General features: G+C 68.6%; 18 protein-coding genes. 11 read left to right on the forward strand and 7 right to left on the reverse strand.

The window, feature by feature from the left end; genetic code table 11:
* Positions 1–5 precede the first annotated feature (5 nt).
* Positions 6–1118: an S-(hydroxymethyl)glutathione dehydrogenase/class III alcohol dehydrogenase gene (locus DFO45_RS10355; protein WP_133864771.1), complete on the forward strand. Its 1113-nt coding sequence runs from the start codon at positions 6–8 to the stop codon at positions 1116–1118.
* Positions 1118–1954, forward strand: a complete 837-nt coding sequence (gene fghA / locus DFO45_RS10360; RefSeq protein WP_133864772.1) for an S-formylglutathione hydrolase — start codon at positions 1118–1120, stop codon at positions 1952–1954. Before DFO45_RS10355 ends, fghA begins: the two co-directional genes overlap by 1 nt.
* A gap of 161 nt (positions 1955–2115) precedes the next feature.
* On the opposite strand, the gene DFO45_RS10365 is transcribed toward fghA, so the two are convergent.
* The 3 genes from DFO45_RS10365 to DFO45_RS10375 all read right to left on the reverse strand — a co-directional run bounded on the left by DFO45_RS10365 (position 2116) and on the right by DFO45_RS10375 (position 5755).
* Positions 2116–2814, reverse strand: a complete 699-nt coding sequence (locus DFO45_RS10365) for an aspartate/glutamate racemase family protein (protein WP_133864773.1) — start codon at positions 2812–2814, stop codon at positions 2116–2118.
* Positions 2815–2923: 109 nt separating this feature from the next.
* Positions 2924–3355 (reverse strand): VOC family protein, encoded by a 432-nt coding sequence (locus DFO45_RS10370; protein WP_133864774.1) that lies wholly within the window; start codon positions 3353–3355, stop codon positions 2924–2926.
* Between the two features lie 54 nt (positions 3356–3409).
* On the reverse strand, positions 3410–5755 hold the full coding sequence (locus DFO45_RS10375; protein WP_133864775.1) for a Tex family protein: 2346 nt from the start codon (positions 5753–5755) through the stop codon (positions 3410–3412).
* A 233-nt stretch (positions 5756–5988) separates the two neighbouring features.
* On the opposite strand from DFO45_RS10375, the gene murD reads away from it, so the two are divergent.
* A complete protein-coding gene (murD, locus tag DFO45_RS10380; RefSeq protein ID WP_133864776.1) occupies positions 5989–7389 on the forward strand; it encodes a UDP-N-acetylmuramoyl-L-alanine--D-glutamate ligase in 1401 nt (466 codons plus the stop codon).
* Between the two features lie 44 nt (positions 7390–7433).
* Here murD and DFO45_RS10385 read toward each other — a convergent pair whose 3' ends face one another.
* Positions 7434–8174 carry a hypothetical protein gene (locus DFO45_RS10385; RefSeq protein WP_133864777.1) on the reverse strand — a complete coding sequence of 247 codons (741 nt, stop codon included), beginning with the start codon at positions 8172–8174 and terminating at the stop codon, positions 7434–7436.
* Positions 8175–8490: 316 nt separating this feature from the next.
* Between DFO45_RS10385 and DFO45_RS10390 the strand changes: the two genes are divergently transcribed.
* The 7 genes from DFO45_RS10390 to DFO45_RS10420 all read left to right on the forward strand — a co-directional run bounded on the left by DFO45_RS10390 (position 8491) and on the right by DFO45_RS10420 (position 16875).
* Positions 8491–9378: a TIGR01459 family HAD-type hydrolase gene (locus tag DFO45_RS10390; RefSeq protein ID WP_133864778.1), complete on the forward strand. Its 888-nt coding sequence runs from the start codon at positions 8491–8493 to the stop codon at positions 9376–9378.
* 95 nt (positions 9379–9473) lie between these two features.
* Complete coding sequence (locus DFO45_RS10395) at positions 9474–10427, forward strand: bifunctional riboflavin kinase/FAD synthetase (RefSeq protein ID WP_133864779.1); 954 nt, start codon at positions 9474–9476, stop codon at positions 10425–10427.
* Between the two features lie 197 nt (positions 10428–10624).
* The gene (locus DFO45_RS10400; protein ID WP_133864780.1) at positions 10625–11833 is read left to right on the forward strand and encodes an aminotransferase class I/II-fold pyridoxal phosphate-dependent enzyme; all 1209 of its coding nucleotides are present in this window, start codon (positions 10625–10627) and stop codon (positions 11831–11833) included.
* Between the two features lie 49 nt (positions 11834–11882).
* Positions 11883–14291: a DNA translocase FtsK gene (locus tag DFO45_RS10405; protein WP_245518026.1), complete on the forward strand. Its 2409-nt coding sequence runs from the start codon at positions 11883–11885 to the stop codon at positions 14289–14291.
* 246 nt (positions 14292–14537) lie between these two features.
* Positions 14538–15524, forward strand: coding sequence for an outer-membrane lipoprotein carrier protein LolA (locus DFO45_RS10410; protein WP_133864782.1), 987 nt, complete (start codon positions 14538–14540; stop codon positions 15522–15524).
* A gap of 40 nt (positions 15525–15564) precedes the next feature.
* Positions 15565–15960 carry a GFA family protein gene (locus tag DFO45_RS10415; RefSeq protein WP_012168625.1) on the forward strand — a complete coding sequence of 132 codons (396 nt, stop codon included), beginning with the start codon at positions 15565–15567 and terminating at the stop codon, positions 15958–15960.
* A gap of 90 nt (positions 15961–16050) precedes the next feature.
* Positions 16051–16875, forward strand: coding sequence for an exodeoxyribonuclease III (locus tag DFO45_RS10420; RefSeq protein WP_043879862.1), 825 nt, complete (start codon positions 16051–16053; stop codon positions 16873–16875).
* 21 nt (positions 16876–16896) lie between these two features.
* Here the strand turns inward: DFO45_RS10420 and DFO45_RS10425 are convergent, their stop codons facing one another.
* The 3 genes from DFO45_RS10425 to DFO45_RS10435 form a co-directional block, all read right to left on the reverse strand.
* Positions 16897–17334: a DUF2267 domain-containing protein gene (locus DFO45_RS10425; RefSeq protein WP_133864783.1), complete on the reverse strand. Its 438-nt coding sequence runs from the start codon at positions 17332–17334 to the stop codon at positions 16897–16899.
* A gap of 15 nt (positions 17335–17349) precedes the next feature.
* Positions 17350–17832 (reverse strand): cyclic nucleotide-binding domain-containing protein, encoded by a 483-nt coding sequence (locus DFO45_RS10430; protein ID WP_133864784.1) that lies wholly within the window; start codon positions 17830–17832, stop codon positions 17350–17352.
* Between the two features lie 78 nt (positions 17833–17910).
* A complete protein-coding gene (locus DFO45_RS10435) occupies positions 17911–18597 on the reverse strand; it encodes a response regulator transcription factor (RefSeq protein ID WP_012168621.1) in 687 nt (228 codons plus the stop codon).
* 128 nt (positions 18598–18725) lie between these two features.
* Between DFO45_RS10435 and DFO45_RS10440 the strand changes: the two genes are divergently transcribed.
* The gene (locus tag DFO45_RS10440; protein ID WP_133864785.1) at positions 18726–19265 is read left to right on the forward strand and encodes a L,D-transpeptidase family protein; all 540 of its coding nucleotides are present in this window, start codon (positions 18726–18728) and stop codon (positions 19263–19265) included.
* Positions 19266–19304 lie beyond the last annotated feature (39 nt).

The raw sequence follows: 19304 nt of genomic DNA on the forward strand, positions 1-19304 counted from the left end.
CTGTCATGAAGTCGCGCGCCGCTGTCGCCTGGGAAGCCAAGAAGCCGCTCACCATCGAAACCATCGAGATCGGCGGGCCGAAGGCCGGCGAGGTGCTGGTGGAGATCATGGCCACGGGTGTCTGCCACACCGACGCCTATACGCTCGACGGTCTCGACAGCGAGGGCAAGTTCCCCGCCATCCTCGGCCATGAGGGCGCGGGCGTCGTGCGCGAGGTGGGCGCGGGCGTCACCACGCTGAAGGTGGGCGACCATGTGATCCCGCTCTACACGCCCGAGTGCCGGCAGTGCAAAACCTGCCTCTCCCAGCGCTCGAACCTGTGCACCTCCATCCGCGCCACGCAGGGCCAGGGCCTGATGCCCGACCGCACCTCGCGCTTCTCCTGCGATGGCGGCGAGATCTTCCATTACATGGGCTGCTCGACCTTCTCGAACTTCACCGTTCTGCCGGAGATCGCGCTGGCGAAGGTGCGGGAGGACGCCCCCTTCGACAAGATCTGTTACATCGGCTGCGGCGTCACCACCGGCATCGGCGCGGTGGTCTACACCGGCAAGGTATGGCCCGGCGCCAATGTTGCGGTGTTCGGTCTCGGCGGCATCGGCCTCAACGTGATCCAGGGCGCGCGCATGGTGGGCGCCGACAAGATCATCGGCATCGACATCAACCCGGCCAAGGTGGAGATGGCGAAGAAGTTCGGCATGACCGACTTCATCAACCCGCTGGAAGTGGGCTCCGACAAGGTGGTCTCGGCCATCCAGGACCTGACCGACGGCGGCGCCGACTTCACCTTCGACTGCACCGGCAATGTCACCGTGATGCGTCAGGCGCTCGAAGCCTGCCATCGCGGCTGGGGCACCTCCATCGTCATCGGCGTGGCGCCGGCGGGGGCGGAAATCTCCACCCGCCCGTTCCAGCTCGTCACCGGCCGCAACTGGCGCGGCTCCGCCTTCGGCGGCGCGCGGGGGCGCACGGACGTGCCGAAGATCGTCGACTGGTACATGGAGGGGAAGATCAACATTGATGATCTCATCACCCACACCATGCCGCTCGACGAGATCAACACCGCCTTCGACCTGATGCACGAGGGCAAGTCCATCCGCTCGGTGGTGATCTACTGATGGAGACCCTCTCCACGGCGAAGTCCCACGGCGGCGTGCAGGGGGTCTACCGGCACGTCTCCGAGGCCACCGGAACCGAGATGACCTTCGCCGTCTTCGTGCCGCCACAGGCGGCGCGTGGACCGGTGCCGGTGCTCTGGTATCTCTCCGGCCTCACCTGCACCCATGCCAATGTCATGGAGAAGGGCGAGTACCGGGCTGCCGCCGCCGCACACGGTCTGATGATCGTGTGCCCGGACACCTCCCCGCGCGGCCCCGGCGTGCCGGACGAGCCGGACAACTCGCAGTTCGGCTGCGGCGCCGGCTTCTATGTGGATGCCACGCAGGCGCCCTACGCCGCCAACTACCGCATGGCCTCCTATGTGCGGGACGAACTGCCCGCGCTCGTGGCCAGACACTTCCCGGCAGACATGGCGCGGCAGGGCATCTTCGGCCATTCCATGGGCGGCCACGGCGCGCTCACGCTGGCGCTGAAGAACCCTGACCGATACCGGAGCTGCTCGGCCTTCGCCCCCATCGTCCAGCCCTCGACGGCGGGCTGGTCGAAGCCGGCGTTCGAGAAATATCTCGGGGCCGATCCCGCCGCCTGGCGGGCCTATGACGCCACCGCCTTGATCGCGGACGGGGCGCGCTTCCCTGGCTTCCTCGTGGATCAGGGTTCGGCCGACCCCTTCCTCACCACCGGGCTGCGGCCCGGCCTGCTGGAAGTGGCCTGCCAGGAGGCTGGCATCCCGCTCACGCTCCACATGCGCGAAGGCTATGACCACTCCTATTACTTCATCTCCACCTTCATGCCCGACCACATCGCCTGGCATGCGGAGCGGCTGAAGGGGTGAGGGTCAATGGAGGGGGCGCTTTTGCGGAGGCCGCGTGTACCCCCTCCCCATCCCTCCCCCACAAGGGGGGAGGGGGTTAACGGACGGACCCCAGAGCCCTCCCCCCTTGTGGGGGAGGGTTGGGAGGGGGGTAGAACGGCCGGGGTCGCAGAGCCCGCACCTCACCCCAGCGCAAACGCCACCGCCGCCTCCGCGTGAAGAGCGGTCGTATCGAACAGCGGCACGGTGCTGTCTTCCGGCTTCACCAGCAGCATGATCTCCGTGCAGCCGAGGATCACCGCCTCCGCACCCCGAGCGACGAGGCGGGCAATGACGGCCCGGTAGGCATCTCGCGAAGCCGCCTCGATGCGACCCTGCACCAGCTCCTCATAGATGATGCGGTGGACCACCGCCCGGTCCTCCGCCTCCGGCACCAGCACGTCGAGCCCGTGGCGGGTGGCGAGGCGGCCCTTGTAGAAGTCCTGTTCCATGGTGAAGGCGGTGCCCAGTAGGCCGACGCGGGTCAGGCCGGCGGCCTTGACGCGCGCGGCGGTGGGATCGGCAATATGGAGCAGAGGCACGCGCACCGCGCCCGCCACCTCGTCCGCCATGCGGTGCATGGTATTGCTGCAGATGAGGAGGACTTCGGCCCCACCCCGTTCCAGCCGGCCGGCGGCATCCACCATGAGCGCCGTTGCCGCGTCCCAATCGCCGGCGGCCTGAAGCGCTTCCACTTCCGCGAAGTCGAAGGACCACATCAAGCAGCGCGCGGAGGCAACCCCGCCGAGGCGCGCCCGCACCGCCTCATTGATGAGCCGATAATATTCTGCCGAGCTCTCCCAGCTCAGCCCGCCGATGAGGCCGATCACCTTCTGCGCCATGCGCGCCCTCCCCTTTCGCCACGAGCAGAATTCTGGTGACCGAGTATCAGGTGACCCAAAGCCTCTGAGTGGCGTTGCGGTCTCAACTCGGCGGCATCCAGCAGTGAGACTATCCTGACGAGACGGGACGTGATCCGAGGTCTGTAAAGAACCGGAGAAGGTATCCGTCCGGGTCGCCGACCACGAACTGCTCATTGCCCTGCTCGCTTAAGCCGACGCGATACCACCGCGTCTCCAGTGGGATAAGCACCGGGCTTTCACTCTTGACCACGCGGGCATAGAGCCCGCGGGCGTTCTCCACCTCAATCTGGAAGTTCACGCCCCTGCCGAAGGGTCGTTCCAAGCGGGCTGTCGTGAAGCGGCGGCCGGGTCCGGCCGCCTCCTCCAGCATGAGGCGGGCCCCGTCCAGATCGATCATGGCGAAGCGCTCCTCCGGTCGGTCATACAGCACGCGAAACCCAAGCACCGACGTGTAGAACTCCAGCGACAGCGAAAGGCTCGTGACGTCGAGCTCCGGGATGATGCGAGGGGAATTGGTCATCGCCGGATGCTAGCGCAGCATGATCGAATTCGCGTCCATCGACCCTCGCCCCCGTCAGTTCCCCTTGCGCTTCATGGCTTCCGCCAGCGCGGCGGCGAGCGCGCCGTCAGCGGGCGGAGCGTTGCGGCGGCCGTCATTGCCGGGCTTGGGGCCGGCGGTGAACTTGCCGCCGGGCAGCGGGCGGCCCTGCGGCGGCCCGCCCTGCGGACGGGCAGCGCGCACCTCGCCGCCATCCTTGCGCATGGACAAGGCGATGCGCTTCCTCGCCACATCCACCTCCACCACGCGCACCTTCACGATGTCGCCGGCTTTCACCACCTCGTGCGGGTCCTTCACGAAGCGGTCCGCCAGCGCCGAGACATGCACCAGCCCGTCCTGATGGACACCGATGTCCACGAAGGCGCCGAAGGCGGCAACGTTCGTCACCGTGCCTTCCAGCAGCATGCCGGGCTTCAGGTCGGACATCGTGTTCACGCCCTCCATGAAGGTGGCGGTCCTGAACTCCGGGCGCGGATCGCGGGCGGGCTTCTCCAGCTCGGAGAGGATGTCGCGCACGGTGGGCAGGCCGAAGCGCTCGTCCACGAAGACGGCCGGATCGAGCCGCTTCAGCGTCGCGCTGTCGCCCATGAGGCTGCGGATGTCACGGCCGCAGGCGGAGATGATCTTCTTCGCGAGCCCATAGGCTTCCGGATGCACGCTTGAGGCGTCCAGCGGCTCGGTGCCGCCGGTGATGCGCAGGAAGCCGGCGCACAGTTCGAAGGTGCGCGGGCCGAGGCGGGCGACCTTCAGCAGTTCCTTGCGGTTGGCGAACGCCCCCACCTGATTGCGATGGGAGACGATGGCCTCCGCCAGCGACGCACCGAGGCCCGAGATGCGCGAGAGCAAGGGCGCGGAAGCGGTGTTGAGATCGACGCCCACCGCATTCACCGCGTCTTCCACCACCGCATCGAGGCTTTTGGCGAGGCGGTTCTGGTCCACGTCGTGCTGGTACTGGCCGACGCCGATGGATTTGGGCTCGATCTTCACCAGCTCCGCCAGCGGGTCTTGCAGCCGGCGGGCAATGGAGACGGCGCCGCGCAGCGACACGTCGAGATCCGGCATTTCGGCCGCCGCCAGCGCGGAAGCGGAATAGACCGAGGCGCCCGCCTCGCTCACCACCACGGTGCGCGGCTTGGTGCCGGGAAGCTTGGCGATCACATCGGCGGCGAACTTCTCCGTCTCGCGGCTCGCGGTGCCGTTGCCGATGGCGATCAGCTCCACCTGATGCTTGACGATGAGGTGCGCCAGTTCCGCGCTCGCCCCCGCGATGTCGTTGCGCGGCTGGAAGGGATAGAGCGTCGAGGTGCCGAGCAGCTTGCCGGTGCCGTCCACCACCGCCACTTTCACGCCCGTGCGGATGCCAGGATCAAGCCCGATGGTGGTGCGCGAGCCGGCAGGGGCCGCCAGCAGCAGATCCTTGAGATTGCGGGCGAAGACGCGGATCGCCTCCTCTTCCGCCTTCTCGGTCATGGCGGTCATGAGGTCGATGGAGAGGTGGAGCGAGAGCTTCACCCGCCAGGCCCAGCGCGCCACATCCCGCAGGAAGGCATCGCCCGGCCCGCCGCCCACGGGGCCGACGTTGACGGAAGCGGCGATCATCCGCTCCACCGGCTTCACCGGAGAGGCGTCGTCCCAGTCCACCTCGATGTCGAGAGTGAGGAACTCCTCATTGCGCCCGCGCAGCATGGCGAGCGCGCGGTGGCTGGGCACGGTCGCCCACTTCTCCCAATGGTCGAAGTAGTCGCGGAACTTGGCGCCGGCCTCCTCCTTGCCCGCCACCACCTTCGAGACGATGCGGGCATTGGCCTGAAGGTGCCCGCGCAGGCGGCCGACGAGATCCGCATTCTCGGCGAACATCTCCACCAGAATGTCGCGGGCGCCGTCGAGGGCCGTCTTCACGTCCGGCACCTCCTCTTTCAGGAAGCCCTGCGCGAGGACGGACGGCTCCTTGGTGCGGTCCGCGAGGATCGCCTCAGCCAGCCCGCCGAGCCCGCGCTCGCGGGCGATCTCCGCCTTGGTGCGGCGCTTGGGCTTGTAGGGGAGGTAGAGGTCTTCCAGCTCCGCCTTGGTGCCGGCGGCGCGGATCTTCGCGGCCAGCTCGTCGGTTAGCTTGCCCTGCGTCTCGATGGACTGGAGCACGCTGGCGCGCCGCGCCTCCAGCTCGCGCAGATAGGAGAGGCGCTCTTCCAGCGTGCGCAGCTGGGTGTCGTCGAGGCCGCCGGTCACTTCCTTTCGGTAGCGGGCGATGAAGGGAACCGTCGCGCCTTCATCGAGCAACCCCACCGCCGCCACCACCTGCGCGGGCTTTGCGGCGATCTCGCCGGCGATGATGCGGGCGATGTCGGCGGACGGTGCGGCCATGAAGAAGTCCTTGAGCTTATGTGTCGCGGCAAAGGGAAATGCCGCGATTCTGCTGTGCCTGCCAAATGCGGCGCCGCTCGGGTCGGCGGCTCCGTCATCCTGCGAACTCGACGGCGGCGCGCAAGACGGTATTCTCCCGGCCGCTTCGCACGGTGGCCCGCGCCCCGCTGCACCACGACACTCACCGGCGCCGCATCCCGCGCGGGGCCGTCAGCTTTCGGATGTTCGGCGTCATGATTCCCGTCAGCACTTTCAAGGACCGCCGGGTGGCGGTGTTCGGCCTCGGCGGCTCGGGCCTTGCGACCGCGCAGGCGCTCCTTGCCGGCGGCGCGGAGGTGATCGGCTGGGATGACGGCGAGGCGGGCCGCAAGAAGGCCGAGGCCGCCGGCATCACGGTTTCGGATCTGCACGAGGCGGACTGGTCGGGCTTTGCCGCTCTGGTGCTGGCACCCGGCGTGCCGCTCACCCATCCGGTGCCGCACTGGACGGTCGGCCTCGCGCACGCGGCGGGTGTCGAGATCATCGGCGACATCGAACTCTTCTGCCGCGAGCGCCGGGCACTGAAGCCCACCGCGCCCTTTGCCGCCATCACCGGCACCAACGGCAAGTCCACCACCACGGCCCTGCTCTCGCACCTCATGAAGGTGGGCGGGCGTGATGTGCAGATGGGCGGCAACATCGGCACCGCCATCCTCTCGCTGGAGCCATTCAAGGCCGGGCGGGTGCATGTGGTGGAGTGCTCCTCCTACCAGATCGACCTGGCCCCCGGCCTTGATCCCTCCGTCGGCATCCATCTCAACCTGACGCCCGACCATATCGACCGGCATGGCACCTTCGAGCATTACGGTGCGGTGAAGGAACGCCTGATCGCTGGCGTGCAGCCGGGCGGCACCGCCGTGGTGGGCGTCGATGACGCGCCGTCCGCCGCCATCGCCAATCGGGCCGAGGCGGCCGGCATCCATGTGGTGCGCATTTCGGTGAAGCAGCCGCTGGCGGACGGCATCTGGCTCGACGGTGAGACGCTGGTGGTGAGCGAGAAGGGTGCGGAGGTCTTCCGCCTGCCGCTCACCGGCATCGGCTCGCTGCGCGGCGCGCACAATGCGCAGAACGCCGCCGCCGCCATGGCCGCCGCGCGCGGCCTTGGCCTCGCCTATGAGGTGATCGCGGTGGGGATGCAGCGCTTCCCCGGCCTCGCCCATCGCATGGAGCAGGTGGGCACGCGGGGCAAGGTGCTGTTCGTCAATGACAGCAAAGCCACCAATGCGGATGCGGCCGAGCGCGCACTGGCCAGCTTCTCCGACGTGTTCTGGATCGCCGGCGGCAAGCCGAAGGCGGGCGGCATCACACCGCTGAAGCCCTTCTTCCCCCGCGTGCGCAAGGCCTATCTCATCGGCGAGGCGGCGGCGGACTTTGCCGCCACCCTCGGCGGCGACGTGCCCCATGAAGTGGTCGGCACGCTGGACAGAGCGGTCGCCGCCGCCGCGCGGGATGCGGCGGCCTCAAGCCTCGACCATCCCGTGGTGCTGCTCTCGCCCGCCTGCGCCAGCTTCGACCAGTATCCGAACTTCGAGGTGCGCGGCGATGCCTTCCGCCATCTGGTGGAGGAACTGCCGCAGGAGACCGCTCCGGCCTGATCCCGAGGGCGGGCGGAGCGGCCTTCACCAGATCCGGCCCCGTGCTAGCGCGGGGTGATCTTCTGGTAGGTGTTCTTCAGGTCGTCCTGCAGCACCGTCGCCTTGCCGTTTGCGGACAGGATCAGGTCCTGCGCCAGCGTCTTCATGGCATAGGTCCAGCCCGCGGGCAGCTTCAGCTTCGCGCCGAGGCCGGGCAGGTCGGCATAGGTGAGCTTGGGGTCCACGATCTGGGCATAGGACTGCATCACATAGACCGACCCGTCCGGTGAGGTCAGCTCGAACACCGGCTTGCCGGCGTCGAAGCGATAGACGGTGCTGCGGTCGATGGCCCTTTCCTGATAGGGCTTGTCGTGCAGTTCGGCCAAGGTGAGCTGCACTTCGGCGCGCTTTTCCAGCGTGATGCCGTTGACGGTCACCACTTCGCCCTTGGCGGTGGCACCGGAGGCGATGATCTGGTCCATGAGGAAAAAGCGCGGCCCGTTGCGCGCCGTATAGAGCGCGTCGAAGGCCTTGCGCAGTTCGCCGTCGGTGAGGCCGTCCCAATTGGCCTGCGGGCAATCGCTGTGGCCCAGCGTGTTGAACACCTGGGCGCTGACGCCGTTGAGGCCGATGGACATGGGCAGCAGCTCGCAATAGCGCACGTCGCGCAGCGGCCCCGATCCCGACCCCTGACGGGCGGCCGCAGGGGCCGGTGCTGCCGGGGCCGGCTGGGCGTGCGCCGGGGCGGCGCAGACCGCCGCCGCGACAAGACCCGCGAATGCCAAGGCCCGAACACGGCCCGACACGGCATCGCGGCACGTGGGCTCCCGTCTGTCGGTCCAACCCGGGGCTGATGTGCGAAGACCCGTCACTTTCCGTACTCCCTTGCAAATCCGCGCGGATGCTATCCCCCGGCAGGGGGATGGAAAGGGCCGGAGCCGATGGGGCCAGAAAAGAAGCGGCACGCACCTGCGGCACCCGACGCGTCTCCCAGCGCAAGGCGGATGTGCGCGGCTGGGCCTTGTGAAGCCCGGCGCGGCGTGGCACCTCACCGGCGCGCCGGGGCGGTCGTTGCGCCGCGGCACGGGCAGCCCCCTGCCCCCGCGCCGAGGAGATGGGTTCATGAATGACGTCGCGCCGCCCCGGAGTGCCCTGCCGCTCCTGTCCGGCTTTTCCGAGATCGCCGGCAACTACGATCTCATCCTGTGCGACGTCTGGGGCGTGATCCACAACGGCGTCTCCGCCTTCCCCGCCGCGTGCCACGCGCTGGAGCAGGTGCGCGCGACGGGGGCGAGCGTCTTCCTCGTGTCCAATGCGCCGCGCCCCAACGCGTTCGTCATGGCCATGCTGGATGGCATGGGCGTGCCACGCACCGCCTATGACGGCATCGTCACCTCCGGGGACGTCACGCGCAGCGTACTGGCCGATCGGCCTGGCGCCCGCATGTTCCACCTCGGCCCGGCCCGCGATCTCGGCACCTATGCGGGGCTCGACCTTGTCCACACGCCGCTCGGCGAGGCGGAGTTGGTGGTCTGCACCGGCCTCCTCAATGACGATGTGGAGACGCCGGACGACTACCGGCCCATGCTGGAGCAGATGCGCGCCCGCGACCTCGCCTTCGTGTGCGCCAATCCCGACATCGTCGTGGAGCGGGGCGACCGGCTCATCTATTGCGCCGGCGCCATCGCGCAGCTCTATGACGAACTGGGCGGCAGCAGCCTCTATTGCGGCAAGCCCCACCCACCCATCTATGCGGAAGCCCTCAAGCGGACCCTGACCGTGCGCGACAGCGTGCCCGTTCCCTCCCGCATCCTTGCCATCGGCGATGCCCTGCGCACGGACGTGACGGGCGCAGCGGGCGCCGGCTTCGACAGCCTGTTCATCTCCAGCGGCATCCACGCCATCGAGCTGCGTTCGGAACATGGGGCGCCGCCGGACATGGAGCTGGTGGAGCAGCTCTTCGCCGCCGGTCCGAGGCCCAATGCCGTAATGCCCCGGCTCTCCTGGTAGTTGCGCACCCCCGGCTCCGGATCGCCGCCCGCGCTTGACGGGGGCAGCCCCGTGGGCCAAGGGTGACATCCCTTCCCCGAGCCGGCCGGTTGCCGATGCCCGCGTCCCAGTCGTCCTTCCAAGTCGTTCAAGGCATCCGGCCGCTGCCGGAGCCGCTCGCGCGCCCGGTGCTCGCCATCGGCAATTTCGACGGCGTGCATCGCGGCCATCAGGCGGTCATCGCGGCCGCCCGCGCCATGGGCGCGCGCCTCGGCCGGCCGACTCTGGCCCTGACCTTCGAGCCGCATCCGCGCTCCTTCTTCCAGCCCAGCGCGCCGCTGTTCCGCCTGACGCCGGCGCAGGAGAAGCTGGACGCGCTCGAGGCGACGGGCCTTGCGGGCGCGATCGTCCTCCCGTTCGATGGCGCGCTCGCGGCGCTGAGCGCCGAGGCGTTCGTGGCCGAGGTGCTCGTGAGCACCTTCGGCATCGCGGGGGCGGCCGTCGGCTTCGACTTCCATTTCGGCAAGGCCCGATCCGGCTCTCCCGCCTTCCTGAAGGAGCAGGGCGCGCAGCACGGCTTTCCCGTCGAGGTGGTGGAAGCGCTCCTGGAAGCCGACGACACCATCTCCTCGACCGCCATCCGGCGCGCCCTGGAATCCGGCCAGGTGGGCCACGCCGCCCACATGCTGGGACGGCACTGGTCCCTGCGTTCCGTGGTCATCCATGGCGACAAGCGTGGGCGGGATCTCGGCTATCCGACGGCGAACCTCGCGCTTCCGGAAGAGATTCAACTCGCCTTCGGCATCTATGCCGTTAAGCTCACGGTTGACGGTATTCCGCATGATGCCGTTGCAAGTTACGGGCGCCGTCCGACGTTCGACAACGGGCGCGCCCTGCTTGAAGTCCACATCTTCGACTTCTCGGGCGATCTCTATGGCCGGGAGGTGGAAGTGGCCTTTCACGGCTATCTGCGCCCGGAGCTCAAATTCTCCAGCGTGGACGAGCTGGTGCGGCAGATGGATGCGGACAGCCGCGCCGCCCGCGCCATTCTGGCGGCTTCGGGAAGCTGACGGCCTCACGCCGCCCTCCCGCATGTGTGGAGATTGATCCGCCCGGTTGAACCGGCCGGGGCGGTCAACCAGTCTCCAGACATGGATAGACACCGTTTCTCCGATCGGACCGCCCGGTCTGATCGGAGCGTGCCTAACGAACATTGGCCGGGTTAGGCCCCTCTTAACCTTGCCTGAAGCACTCTCTGGCGAACCTGATGCCCGACACCATGCCCACATCCGCGACCACACCCTCCGATGACCGCCGGTCGCCCTTCGTGCGCCTCGCGGATCTGCTCGCCGGTATCGAGCCTGGCCGTCCACCGCTGACCGCGGCCGTGGGCGAACCGCAGCATGCGTTCGCCGACTTCGTGGCGTCCGCCCTCCACGACACGCTGGAAGGCTTCGGCCGCTATCCGCGCCAGGAGGGCACGCCGGAGTTCCGCGCCGCCGTCGCTGAATGGCTGGGCAAGCGCTACACCCTCGCCCGCCCCGTCGACCCGGATCGGGAAGTGCTGGCGCTGAACGGCTCGCGCGAGGGTCTCGTGAGCGCCACCTTCATCGCCCGCCGCCGGGGGCCGGAGCGCAAGGGCGCGCCCATCGTCCTCGTGCCGAACCCGCTCTATGCCGCCTACCGCGCCGGTGCGGAACTCGCCGGCTGCGAAGTGGTGCCTATGCCCACCACCCGAGAGAGCGGCTGGCTGCCCGATCTCGACGCGCTGGACCCGGCGCTGCTCGACCGCGCCGTGGTGCTGTTCCTCGCTTCGCCGGCCAATCCGCAGGGCGCCGTCGCCTCGCGCGAATATCTCACCCGGCTCATGGAGATGACCCGTCGCCACGGCGTCTATCTGTTTGCCGACGAATGCTATTCGGAAATCTATCTTGAGGAAGAGAAGCCCACGGGCGTCCTTGAGGTGGCCGAGGGCAATTTCTCCGGCATCCTCTCCTTCAACTCGCTGTCCAAGCGCTCGTCGCTGCCGGGCCTGCGCGTCGGCTTCGTGGCCGGCGACCCGGTGTTCCTGCGCGACTTCCTCGCCTTCCGCGGCATCGCCTGCCCGCAGGTGCCCGAGCCGCTCCAGGCGGTCGCCGTGGCCGCGCTTCAGGACGAGGCGCACGTGATCGCCTCGCGCATGCTCTACAAGTCCAAGTTCGACATCGCCGACCGCCTTCTCCACAAGCGCTTCGGATACAAGCGGCCGGACGGCGGCTTCTTCCTGTGGCTCGACGTCTCGGACGCCGGCGGTGGCGAGGCGGCCGCCCTGCGCCTGTGGAAGGAGCAGGGGCTGCGTACGGTTCCGGGCGGCTATCTCGCCTCCCGCGACCTCACCGGCCACAATCCCGGCGAGCCCTACCTGCGCGTCGCCATGGTCCACGATCTCACCACGAGCGAAGAGGTGCTGAACCGCCTCATCGCCGGCCTGTCCTGAGGAGAGCGCGCTGATGCCCGTCCGCCGTCGTTCCGCGTCTGCACTGACGATGCGCGCGCATGGCGGGGGCATGGACTTCATTCCGGAGAGCGTCCGCCTCGCCATCCGCCGCCGGTCTTCCGAGATCTGCGGCGTGGTGGTGCTTGGCGCCGCCGCCTTCGCGCTCCTGTCGCTGATGACCTGGTCGGCCTCCGACCCGAGCCTGTCCAACGCCACCAACGCCAAGGTGAGCAACCTGCTGGGCCGGCCCGGCGCGGTGCTGGCCGATCTGCTGATGCAGCTCTTCGGCCTCGCCTCGCTCGCCATCATCCTGCCGCTCGCCATCTGGGGCTGGCGGCTGCTGACCTTCCGCCCGCTCAAGGGCGAGAAGCTGCGCATCGTCGCACTCACCTTCGGGGCGCTCGGCACCAGCGCCTTCCTCGGCGCTTTGCCGGCCTTCGGCGCCTGGCCCATGCCCACGGGCCTCGGCGGCGTGATGGGCGATCTCATTCCGCGCCTGTTCCTGCTGCTCACCGGCAGCTTCGGCTCCTTCCTCGAATCCGCCGTCACCGGCCTTCTCGGTGGCACGCTGGCGCTCGCCGGCCTCTATGTGGCCTGCCGCCCCAATCCGCCGGAAGACGAGGCGGAAGAGGTGGACGAGCCCTACGACGCCGAAGAGGTGGAGCGCGGAGCGATGATCTCGCTGGGCGCCCTCACCCACACCTTCCTCTCGCTCAAGGCCCGCCTCTCCGGCCGCCGCCGGTCGCGCACCTATGTGCCGAGCACGCCGGCCGCGCGCGGGCCGGCCGTCTCCGGCGGCCGCATGGAGCCGCGCTTCGCGGCGAGCGCACCCGCGCCCGTGGTGCCCGAAGCGCCCGTGCCGGACGAAGAGACCTATGTGGCGCCGCCCCCGCGCAGCCGCAGCCACGGCAAGCGCGTGCCGGTGGCCATGCCCGGCCGGCGCGGCTTCTACGAACTGCCCGACCTCGGCCTCCTCGGCGCGCCGCCCCCCTCCAAGGGGCCGACCATGTCGGCGGAAGCCCTGCGGGACACCGCCAAGCTGCTTGAAAGCACGCTGGAGGACTTCGGCGTGCGCGGGGAGATCGTGCAGGTCCGCCCCGGACCGGTGGTGACGCTCTACGAGCTGGAGCCGGCGCCCGGCATCAAGTCCTCCCGCGTCATCGGGCTGGCCGACGACATCGCCCGCTCGATGAGCGCCATATCGGCGCGCGTCGCCGTGGTGCCCGGCCGCAATGCCATCGGCATCGAGCTGCCCAACCAGCGCCGCGACAAGGTCCTGCTGCGCGAACTGCTCTCCACCAAGGACTTCTCCGAGAACGGCCAGAAGCTCGCCATCGCGCTCGGCAAGACCATCGGCGGCGAGCCGGTGATCGTCGATCTCGCCCGCATGCCGCACCTGCTGGTGGCCGGCACCACCGGCTCGGGCAAGTCGGTGGCGATCAACACCATGATCCTGTCGCTGCTCTACCGGCTGCCGCCGGACCAGTGCCGCCTGATCATGGTGGACCCCAAGATGCTGGAACTCTCCGTCTATGACGGCATCCCGCACCTGCTCGCCCCCGTCGTCACCGACCCCAAGAAGGCGGTCGTGGCGCTCAAGTGGGCGGTCCGGGAGATGGAGGACCGCTACAAGAAGATGTCCAAGCTCGGCGTGCGCAACATCGACGGCTTCAATGCCCGTGTGGCGGATGCCCAGAAGCGCGGCGAATCGCTGGCCCGCACCGTGCAGACGGGCTTCGACCACGAGACGGGCGAAGCCATCTACGAGCGCGAGGAGATGGAGCTGGGGCCGCTGCCCTACATCGTCATCATCGTGGACGAGATGGCGGACCTGATGCTGACCGCCGGCAAGGACATCGAGGGCGCCATCCAGCGGCTCGCCCAGATGGCCCGCGCCGCCGGCATCCACCTCGTGATGGCGACCCAGCGCCCGTCCGTGGACGTCATCACCGGCACCATCAAGGCCAATTTCCCCACCCGCATTTCCTTCCAGGTCACGTCGAAGATCGACAGCCGCACCATCCTTGGCGAGATGGGCGCCGAGCAGCTCCTCGGCCAGGGCGACATGCTCTACATGGCCGGCGGCGGCCGCATCAGCCGCGTGCACGGCCCGTTCGTGTCGGACGAGGAAGTCGAGCACGTGGTGCGCCACCTCAAGGCGCAGGGCGCGCCGGACTATGTGGACGCCGTAACCGCCGACTTCGACGAGGATGGCGACGAGGACGGCGCCGTGTTCGACAAGAGCGGCATGGGCGAGGGCGGCGACATCTACTCGCAGGCCGTCGCCGTGGTGCTCCGGGACAAGAAGTGCTCCACCTCCTACATCCAGCGGCGTCTCCAGATCGGCTACAACCGCGCGGCCTCGCTGGTGGAACGGATGGAGAAGGAAGGCCTCGTCGGCCCCGCCAACCATGCCGGCAAGCGCGAGATCCTCGTCACCGACGAGGCCGCCGAATAGGCGCCCGGCCCGTTTCCCCGACACAGGATCGCCATAGGGAATGGGTAGCCAGCTCAGGCTGCCACCGCCGGAACCGGCTGCCCGGCCGATGAAAAGCGGGGTGCGGATGCGGGTCCGGCAGGTTAATGAGAACGAGACTGCTTCGCCCCGGGACGGCCTGTGACCGCCGCCGGGGTGCCAGAGAAAGAGACGTATAAGCGGGGATATGCGCGAGAGCGTGATTCGCGCTGCTGCCGGAAGTGGATGATGCCCCGCCTGTTTCCTCTCCTCGCGTTCCTGACGGTCACGGCAGCGGCACCCGCGGCCCTGGCGCAGGGCGTGCTGCTGCCCCCCGGAGAGGTACCCAATGCCAGCGGCGGCGTGTCCGGCGCCGATCTCTTCTCGCCCCAGCCGATCGCGCCGCAGATGACGCCGCGGCAGCTGACGCCGCCGCAGCCGACGGCCCCGCAACAGATCCCTCCTTCCGCAGCGCCGCGTCCCGCCACCGCCCAGCCGGCGCCGAGCGCGGCGCCCCCTGCCCCCGCCGCTCAGGCCGCCCCCGCGGCACCGCCGGCGTCCGCGCCACTGCCGCAGCAGCGCCCGGCCTCGGCCAACCAGCCACGCCCGCCCGCCGCAGCGCAGGCTCCGGCCGCAGCTCCCACCTCGCCCCGCGTGGCGCCCCCCGCGCAGGCCCAGCAGGCGCTGCCGCAGGCCGGACAGCAGGGCCAGATCGAGCGCGCCAGCCCGGCGACCATCGAGAAGCTGACCACCTACTGGAATTCGGTGCAGACGCTGGTCGGCACCTTCGTGCAGGTGGATGCGGACGGCACCCGCAAGACCGGCGACTTCTACATGCAGAAGCCTGGCCGGGTGCGGTTCGAGTACAATCCGCCGACCCAGATCCAGCTCATCTCCAACGGTCAGAACGTGGCGGTGCGCGACAGGCGCTTGAACACGCAGGACCTTACGCCGCTGAATCAGACGCCGCTGCGCTTCATCCTCGCCGAGCGCATCGACCTCACGCGCAACTCCAATGTGCTGGGCGTCTATCAGGACAATCTCTACATCCAGGTCATCATGCAGGAGAGTGTGCCGATGATGGGCACCTACCGCCTGCAGATCCTGTTCGACGCCAAGGACTTCCAACTGCGGCAGTGGACCGTGACCGATCCGCAGGGCTACGACACCTCGGTCGCCATCTACGATCTCAACTACACCCAGCGGCCGGACCCGAGCCTCTTCGTCATCAACTGACGGATGCTCCGGCTGCGGCCTGAGGTCTGAGGAACAAGCCATGGCCTTCAGAGGCAGTTGCCAGTGCGGAACCGTACGCTACGAGGTGGCCCGGCTGCATTCCGACATTGTGCATTGCCACTGCCAGACCTGCCGCAAGACCCACGCCGCGGACCACATCTCCACGGCCCGCGTGCTGCGGGAGGACTTTCGCTGGCTGGACGGGCAGGACCGCCTGACCGCCTTCGAATCCTCGCCCGGCAAACTCCGGCTGTTCTGCTCGCTCTGCGGATCGCATCTGGTGGCCGACCGGGCGGAGCAGCCATTCGTCATCGTGCGCGTCGGCACCCTCGACGACGATCCCGGCACCCGACCTGTCCTCCACATCTGGGCCTCCCACCGGGTGCCATGGTTGGCGGACGGGGACGACGCGCCCTATTATGACGAGGTGCCCTGAGCGCATCGTTCCTGCCCTTCCCCAAGGCGTGCGGAACACGCCGTGGCGGGCATCCTCGCCTGCCTCCCCCTCCCGCCTGCGGTTGCTGCCTTGTCCCTCACCGTCTGCACCTGGAACATCAATTCCGTCCGCATCCGCCTCGACATCGTGAAAGAGACGGTGGAGCGCCTGAAGCCGGATGTGCTCTGCCTCCAGGAGACCAAGTGCCAGGACGACAAGTTCCCGCTCGCCGCCATCCGGGAGCTGGGCTTTCCGCACATCGCGCTGAACGGGCAGAAGGGCTGGCACGGGGTCGCGACCTTCTCCAAGCGGCCGTTCGATGCCATCGAGAAGCAGGAATTCTGCGGCAAGGGCGATGCCCGCCATATCGCGGTGACGCTGGGCGGTGCAGGCGGGCTCTCGGCGCCCGTCACCATCCATAATTTCTACATCCCCGCCGGCGGCGACGAGCCGAACCCGGAGGTGAACCCCAAGTTTGCCCACAAGCTTGCCTTTCTCGACGAGGCCATCGCCTGGGAGAAGCTCACCGAGGCGGGACGCCCGGCCGGCGCCCACGCCATTCTCGTCGGCGACCTCAACATCGCGCCGCTCGAAACCGACGTCTGGAACCACAAGCAGCTGCTCTCCGTGGTCAGCCACACACCGGTTGAGGTGGACCTGCTGACCCGCTTCCAGGCGGCGGGGCCGTGGATCGACGTGATGCGCGAATTCGTGCCGCCGACCGAGAAGCTCTTCACTTGGTGGAGCTACCGCTCGCCGGACCACACGGTGAACGACCGGGGCCGCCGGCTCGACCATGTCTGGACAAGCCGCAGCCTCGCCGGAAAGGCGAAGGCCATGACGGTGCTGAAGGAAGCCCGCTCGTGGGAAAAGCCCTCCGACCACGTGCCCGTGGCGGTGACGTTCGAGGTCTGAGCCTTCAGAGGCCAGAAGTGCTCAGGTCCGCTCGGGATCGGCCACGTGCCAGAAGGCGACCGCCCCTTCGGGCAAGCTGGCCAGAACCGCCTCGAATCTGGTGACATCCACATGCCGCCGGAGCGCCGTGGCGACATCGGTGATGGAAGCGGCGGTCGCGAAATTGTGGTGGGGACGCAGGGCTTGCACTTCGCGGGTGAGCGTCTCGCGGTCTTCGAACGACACGGCCGGGACCGTCGTGTCCCAGTCGGCGATGAAGATGGCCCGCAGCACCGGCGGCAGCACGTTGGCGAAACGGATCGCCTGATGCACATCGAGCCGGCGCCGGAAGGTCAGCAGCACGCTCTGGACCACCGTGTAGGTCTGGTTGCGCGTGCCGAGTCCCGCAGTGTCACGCGCATCCGCGAGGAACCGCTCGAACGCCTCCGAGGCGTGCTGATATTCCATGGGCATGGGCATGGCGGCGCCCCCCCGTCAGCCCTTGCGGACGGGCGGACGCACCGGCGTCTCCAGCTTGTCGCGCAGGCCGTCGAGGGAGCGCAGCACGGTCTCGACCCGCTGGGCGATCAGCTTGCGCAGTTCCACGGCCGCCTCCGGGAAGCTTTCCAGCACCCGCAGAAAGGTGGTGCGCGGAATGCGCAGCACGGTGGCGGCATCGATCGCCACCGCATCGGCCGGACGCGGGCGTTCGAGGATCAGTGCCATCTCGCCCACAAGGCCGCCGGGCGTCACCTCCAGCCGCTGGGCGCGCCTGTCGCCCTTGGCGGTGAACACCTCGATGCGGCCGGTGCGCACCACATAGCCGCAGTCCGCCGGCTCTCCCGCCCGGAACAGCACTTCTCCCGGAGCCAGACGGCGCTCCTCCACGCTGATGGCAAGGGCGCGCAGAGCCTCCGCCGAGAGCGCCCGGAAGGTGGGTACGCTCTGGAGCAGCACCACATCCTGGTCGAGGCTCACGCGGGGCTCCTGAACTTGGACCGCCGCAACGGCGGGCCGGGATGGCGGATGGATGCCCGCGGCCGAAGCCGCAGGCGATCAGGGAACGAGCTTGTAGCCGCCCGCCTGCGTCGCCAGCAGAGTCGGGTTGGACGGATCGGGCTCGATCTTCTGGCGCAGGCGGTAGATATGGGTTTCCAGCGTGTGGGTGGTGACGCCGGAATTGTAGCCCCACACTTCCTGCAGCAGCGTCTCGCGCGCCACCGGTGTTTTGCCGGCGCGATAGAGATAGCGCAGGATCGCCGTCTCCTTCTCGGTGAGGCGGATCTTCGAGCCGCGATCGGTGAGCAGCATCTTGGCGCCGGGCCGGAAGGAATACGGGCCGATGGCGAAGACCGCGTCCTCGCTCGCCTCGTGGCTGCGCATCTGGGCGCGCAGGCGCGCCAGCAGCACGGCGAAGCGGAAGGGCTTCGTCACATAGTCGTTGGCGCCGGCATCGAGGCCGAGGATGGTGTCGCTGTCGGTGTCATGGCCCGTCAGCATGATGACCGGGGCCTTGAATCCGTTCTTGCGCATCTGGCGCACGGCATCGCGCCCGTCCATGTCCGGCAGGCCCACGTCCATGAGCACGAGATCGATGGCGCCGTTCTTGGCGGCCTCCAGCGCGTCCTGCGCCGTGCCGGCGGAGACGGTCTCGAACTCCTCCTGCAGCGCCAGCTGCTCGATCAGCGCCTCGCGCAGTTCCGGGTCATCCTCGACCACCAGAATCTTCCACGCATTCGCCATGCAAACCTCCGTAACCCTGTGCGCCCTATTTCGGGCTTGCGGGCACGCGAATCGCGCAAGTACATCACGCTCGGGGATTCGCGCAAACTTGCCCAGCGAAACTGGGCGCTCGCGGTATTTAGGTAAATATGACCCGGCAACTTCCTGTGGGGATCGCGACGATCACGGTGCGGCGCCGTCCGGGCTGCCGCCACCAGGGCGTGCTCACGGTGGCGGGCCGCGCCATTCCCGTGGCGCTGGGTCGCAGTGGGATCGGGTATGACAAGCGCGAGGGCGACGGGCGAACCCCTGCGGGGGTCTGGCATCCGGTCCGGGTGCTCTATCGTGCCGACCGCGTGACGCGGCCAGCGACCTCTCTCCCGATCGCGGCGATCCGTCCCGACGACGGCTGGTGCGACGCGCCCGAGGACCGGCGCTACAATCGCCCGGTCGAGCTGCCCTTTCCGGCGTCCCACGAACGCCTGTGGCGCGATGATCGGCTCTATGACCTCCTGCTCGTGATCGACCACAACACCCGCCCCCGGGTGAAGGGACGGGGCTCGGCAGTGTTCATCCACCTCGCGCGGCCCGGCTACCGGCCCACGGAAGGATGCGTCGCGCTCAAGCCCGCCGACCTCTCACGCCTCCTTACAAGGCTTGATGCCCGGACGCGCATCATCATTTCGTGACGGCATCGTTTCGGCCCCGCCGTTCTTTTCACGCACGAA

The sequence above is a fragment of the Azorhizobium sp. AG788 genome, from assembly GCF_004364705.1.
Taxonomy (GTDB): domain Bacteria; phylum Pseudomonadota; class Alphaproteobacteria; order Rhizobiales; family Xanthobacteraceae; genus Azorhizobium; species Azorhizobium caulinodans.

Coding starts and splice junctions, on each gene's coding strand:
- DFO45_RS10355 (WP_133864771.1), top strand. CDS start 6: ATGAAGTCGCGCGCCGCTGTCGCCTGGGAAGCCAAGAAGCCGCTCACC.
- fghA (WP_133864772.1), top strand. CDS start 1,118: ATGGAGACCCTCTCCACGGCGAAGTCCCACGGCGGCGTGCAGGGGGTC.
- DFO45_RS10365 (WP_133864773.1), bottom strand. CDS start 2,814: ATGGCGCAGAAGGTGATCGGCCTCATCGGCGGGCTGAGCTGGGAGAGC.
- DFO45_RS10370 (WP_133864774.1), bottom strand. CDS start 3,355: ATGACCAATTCCCCTCGCATCATCCCGGAGCTCGACGTCACGAGCCTT.
- DFO45_RS10375 (WP_133864775.1), bottom strand. CDS start 5,755: ATGGCCGCACCGTCCGCCGACATCGCCCGCATCATCGCCGGCGAGATC.
- murD (WP_133864776.1), top strand. CDS start 5,989: ATGATTCCCGTCAGCACTTTCAAGGACCGCCGGGTGGCGGTGTTCGGC.
- DFO45_RS10390 (WP_133864778.1), top strand. CDS start 8,491: ATGAATGACGTCGCGCCGCCCCGGAGTGCCCTGCCGCTCCTGTCCGGC.
- DFO45_RS10395 (WP_133864779.1), top strand. CDS start 9,474: ATGCCCGCGTCCCAGTCGTCCTTCCAAGTCGTTCAAGGCATCCGGCCG.
- DFO45_RS10400 (WP_133864780.1), top strand. CDS start 10,625: ATGCCCGACACCATGCCCACATCCGCGACCACACCCTCCGATGACCGC.
- DFO45_RS10405 (WP_245518026.1), top strand. CDS start 11,883: ATGCGCGCGCATGGCGGGGGCATGGACTTCATTCCGGAGAGCGTCCGC.
- DFO45_RS10410 (WP_133864782.1), top strand. CDS start 14,538: ATGCCCCGCCTGTTTCCTCTCCTCGCGTTCCTGACGGTCACGGCAGCG.
- DFO45_RS10415 (WP_012168625.1), top strand. CDS start 15,565: ATGGCCTTCAGAGGCAGTTGCCAGTGCGGAACCGTACGCTACGAGGTG.
- DFO45_RS10425 (WP_133864783.1), bottom strand. CDS start 17,334: ATGCCCATGCCCATGGAATATCAGCACGCCTCGGAGGCGTTCGAGCGG.
- DFO45_RS10435 (WP_012168621.1), bottom strand. CDS start 18,597: ATGGCGAATGCGTGGAAGATTCTGGTGGTCGAGGATGACCCGGAACTG.
- DFO45_RS10440 (WP_133864785.1), top strand. CDS start 18,726: ATGACCCGGCAACTTCCTGTGGGGATCGCGACGATCACGGTGCGGCGC.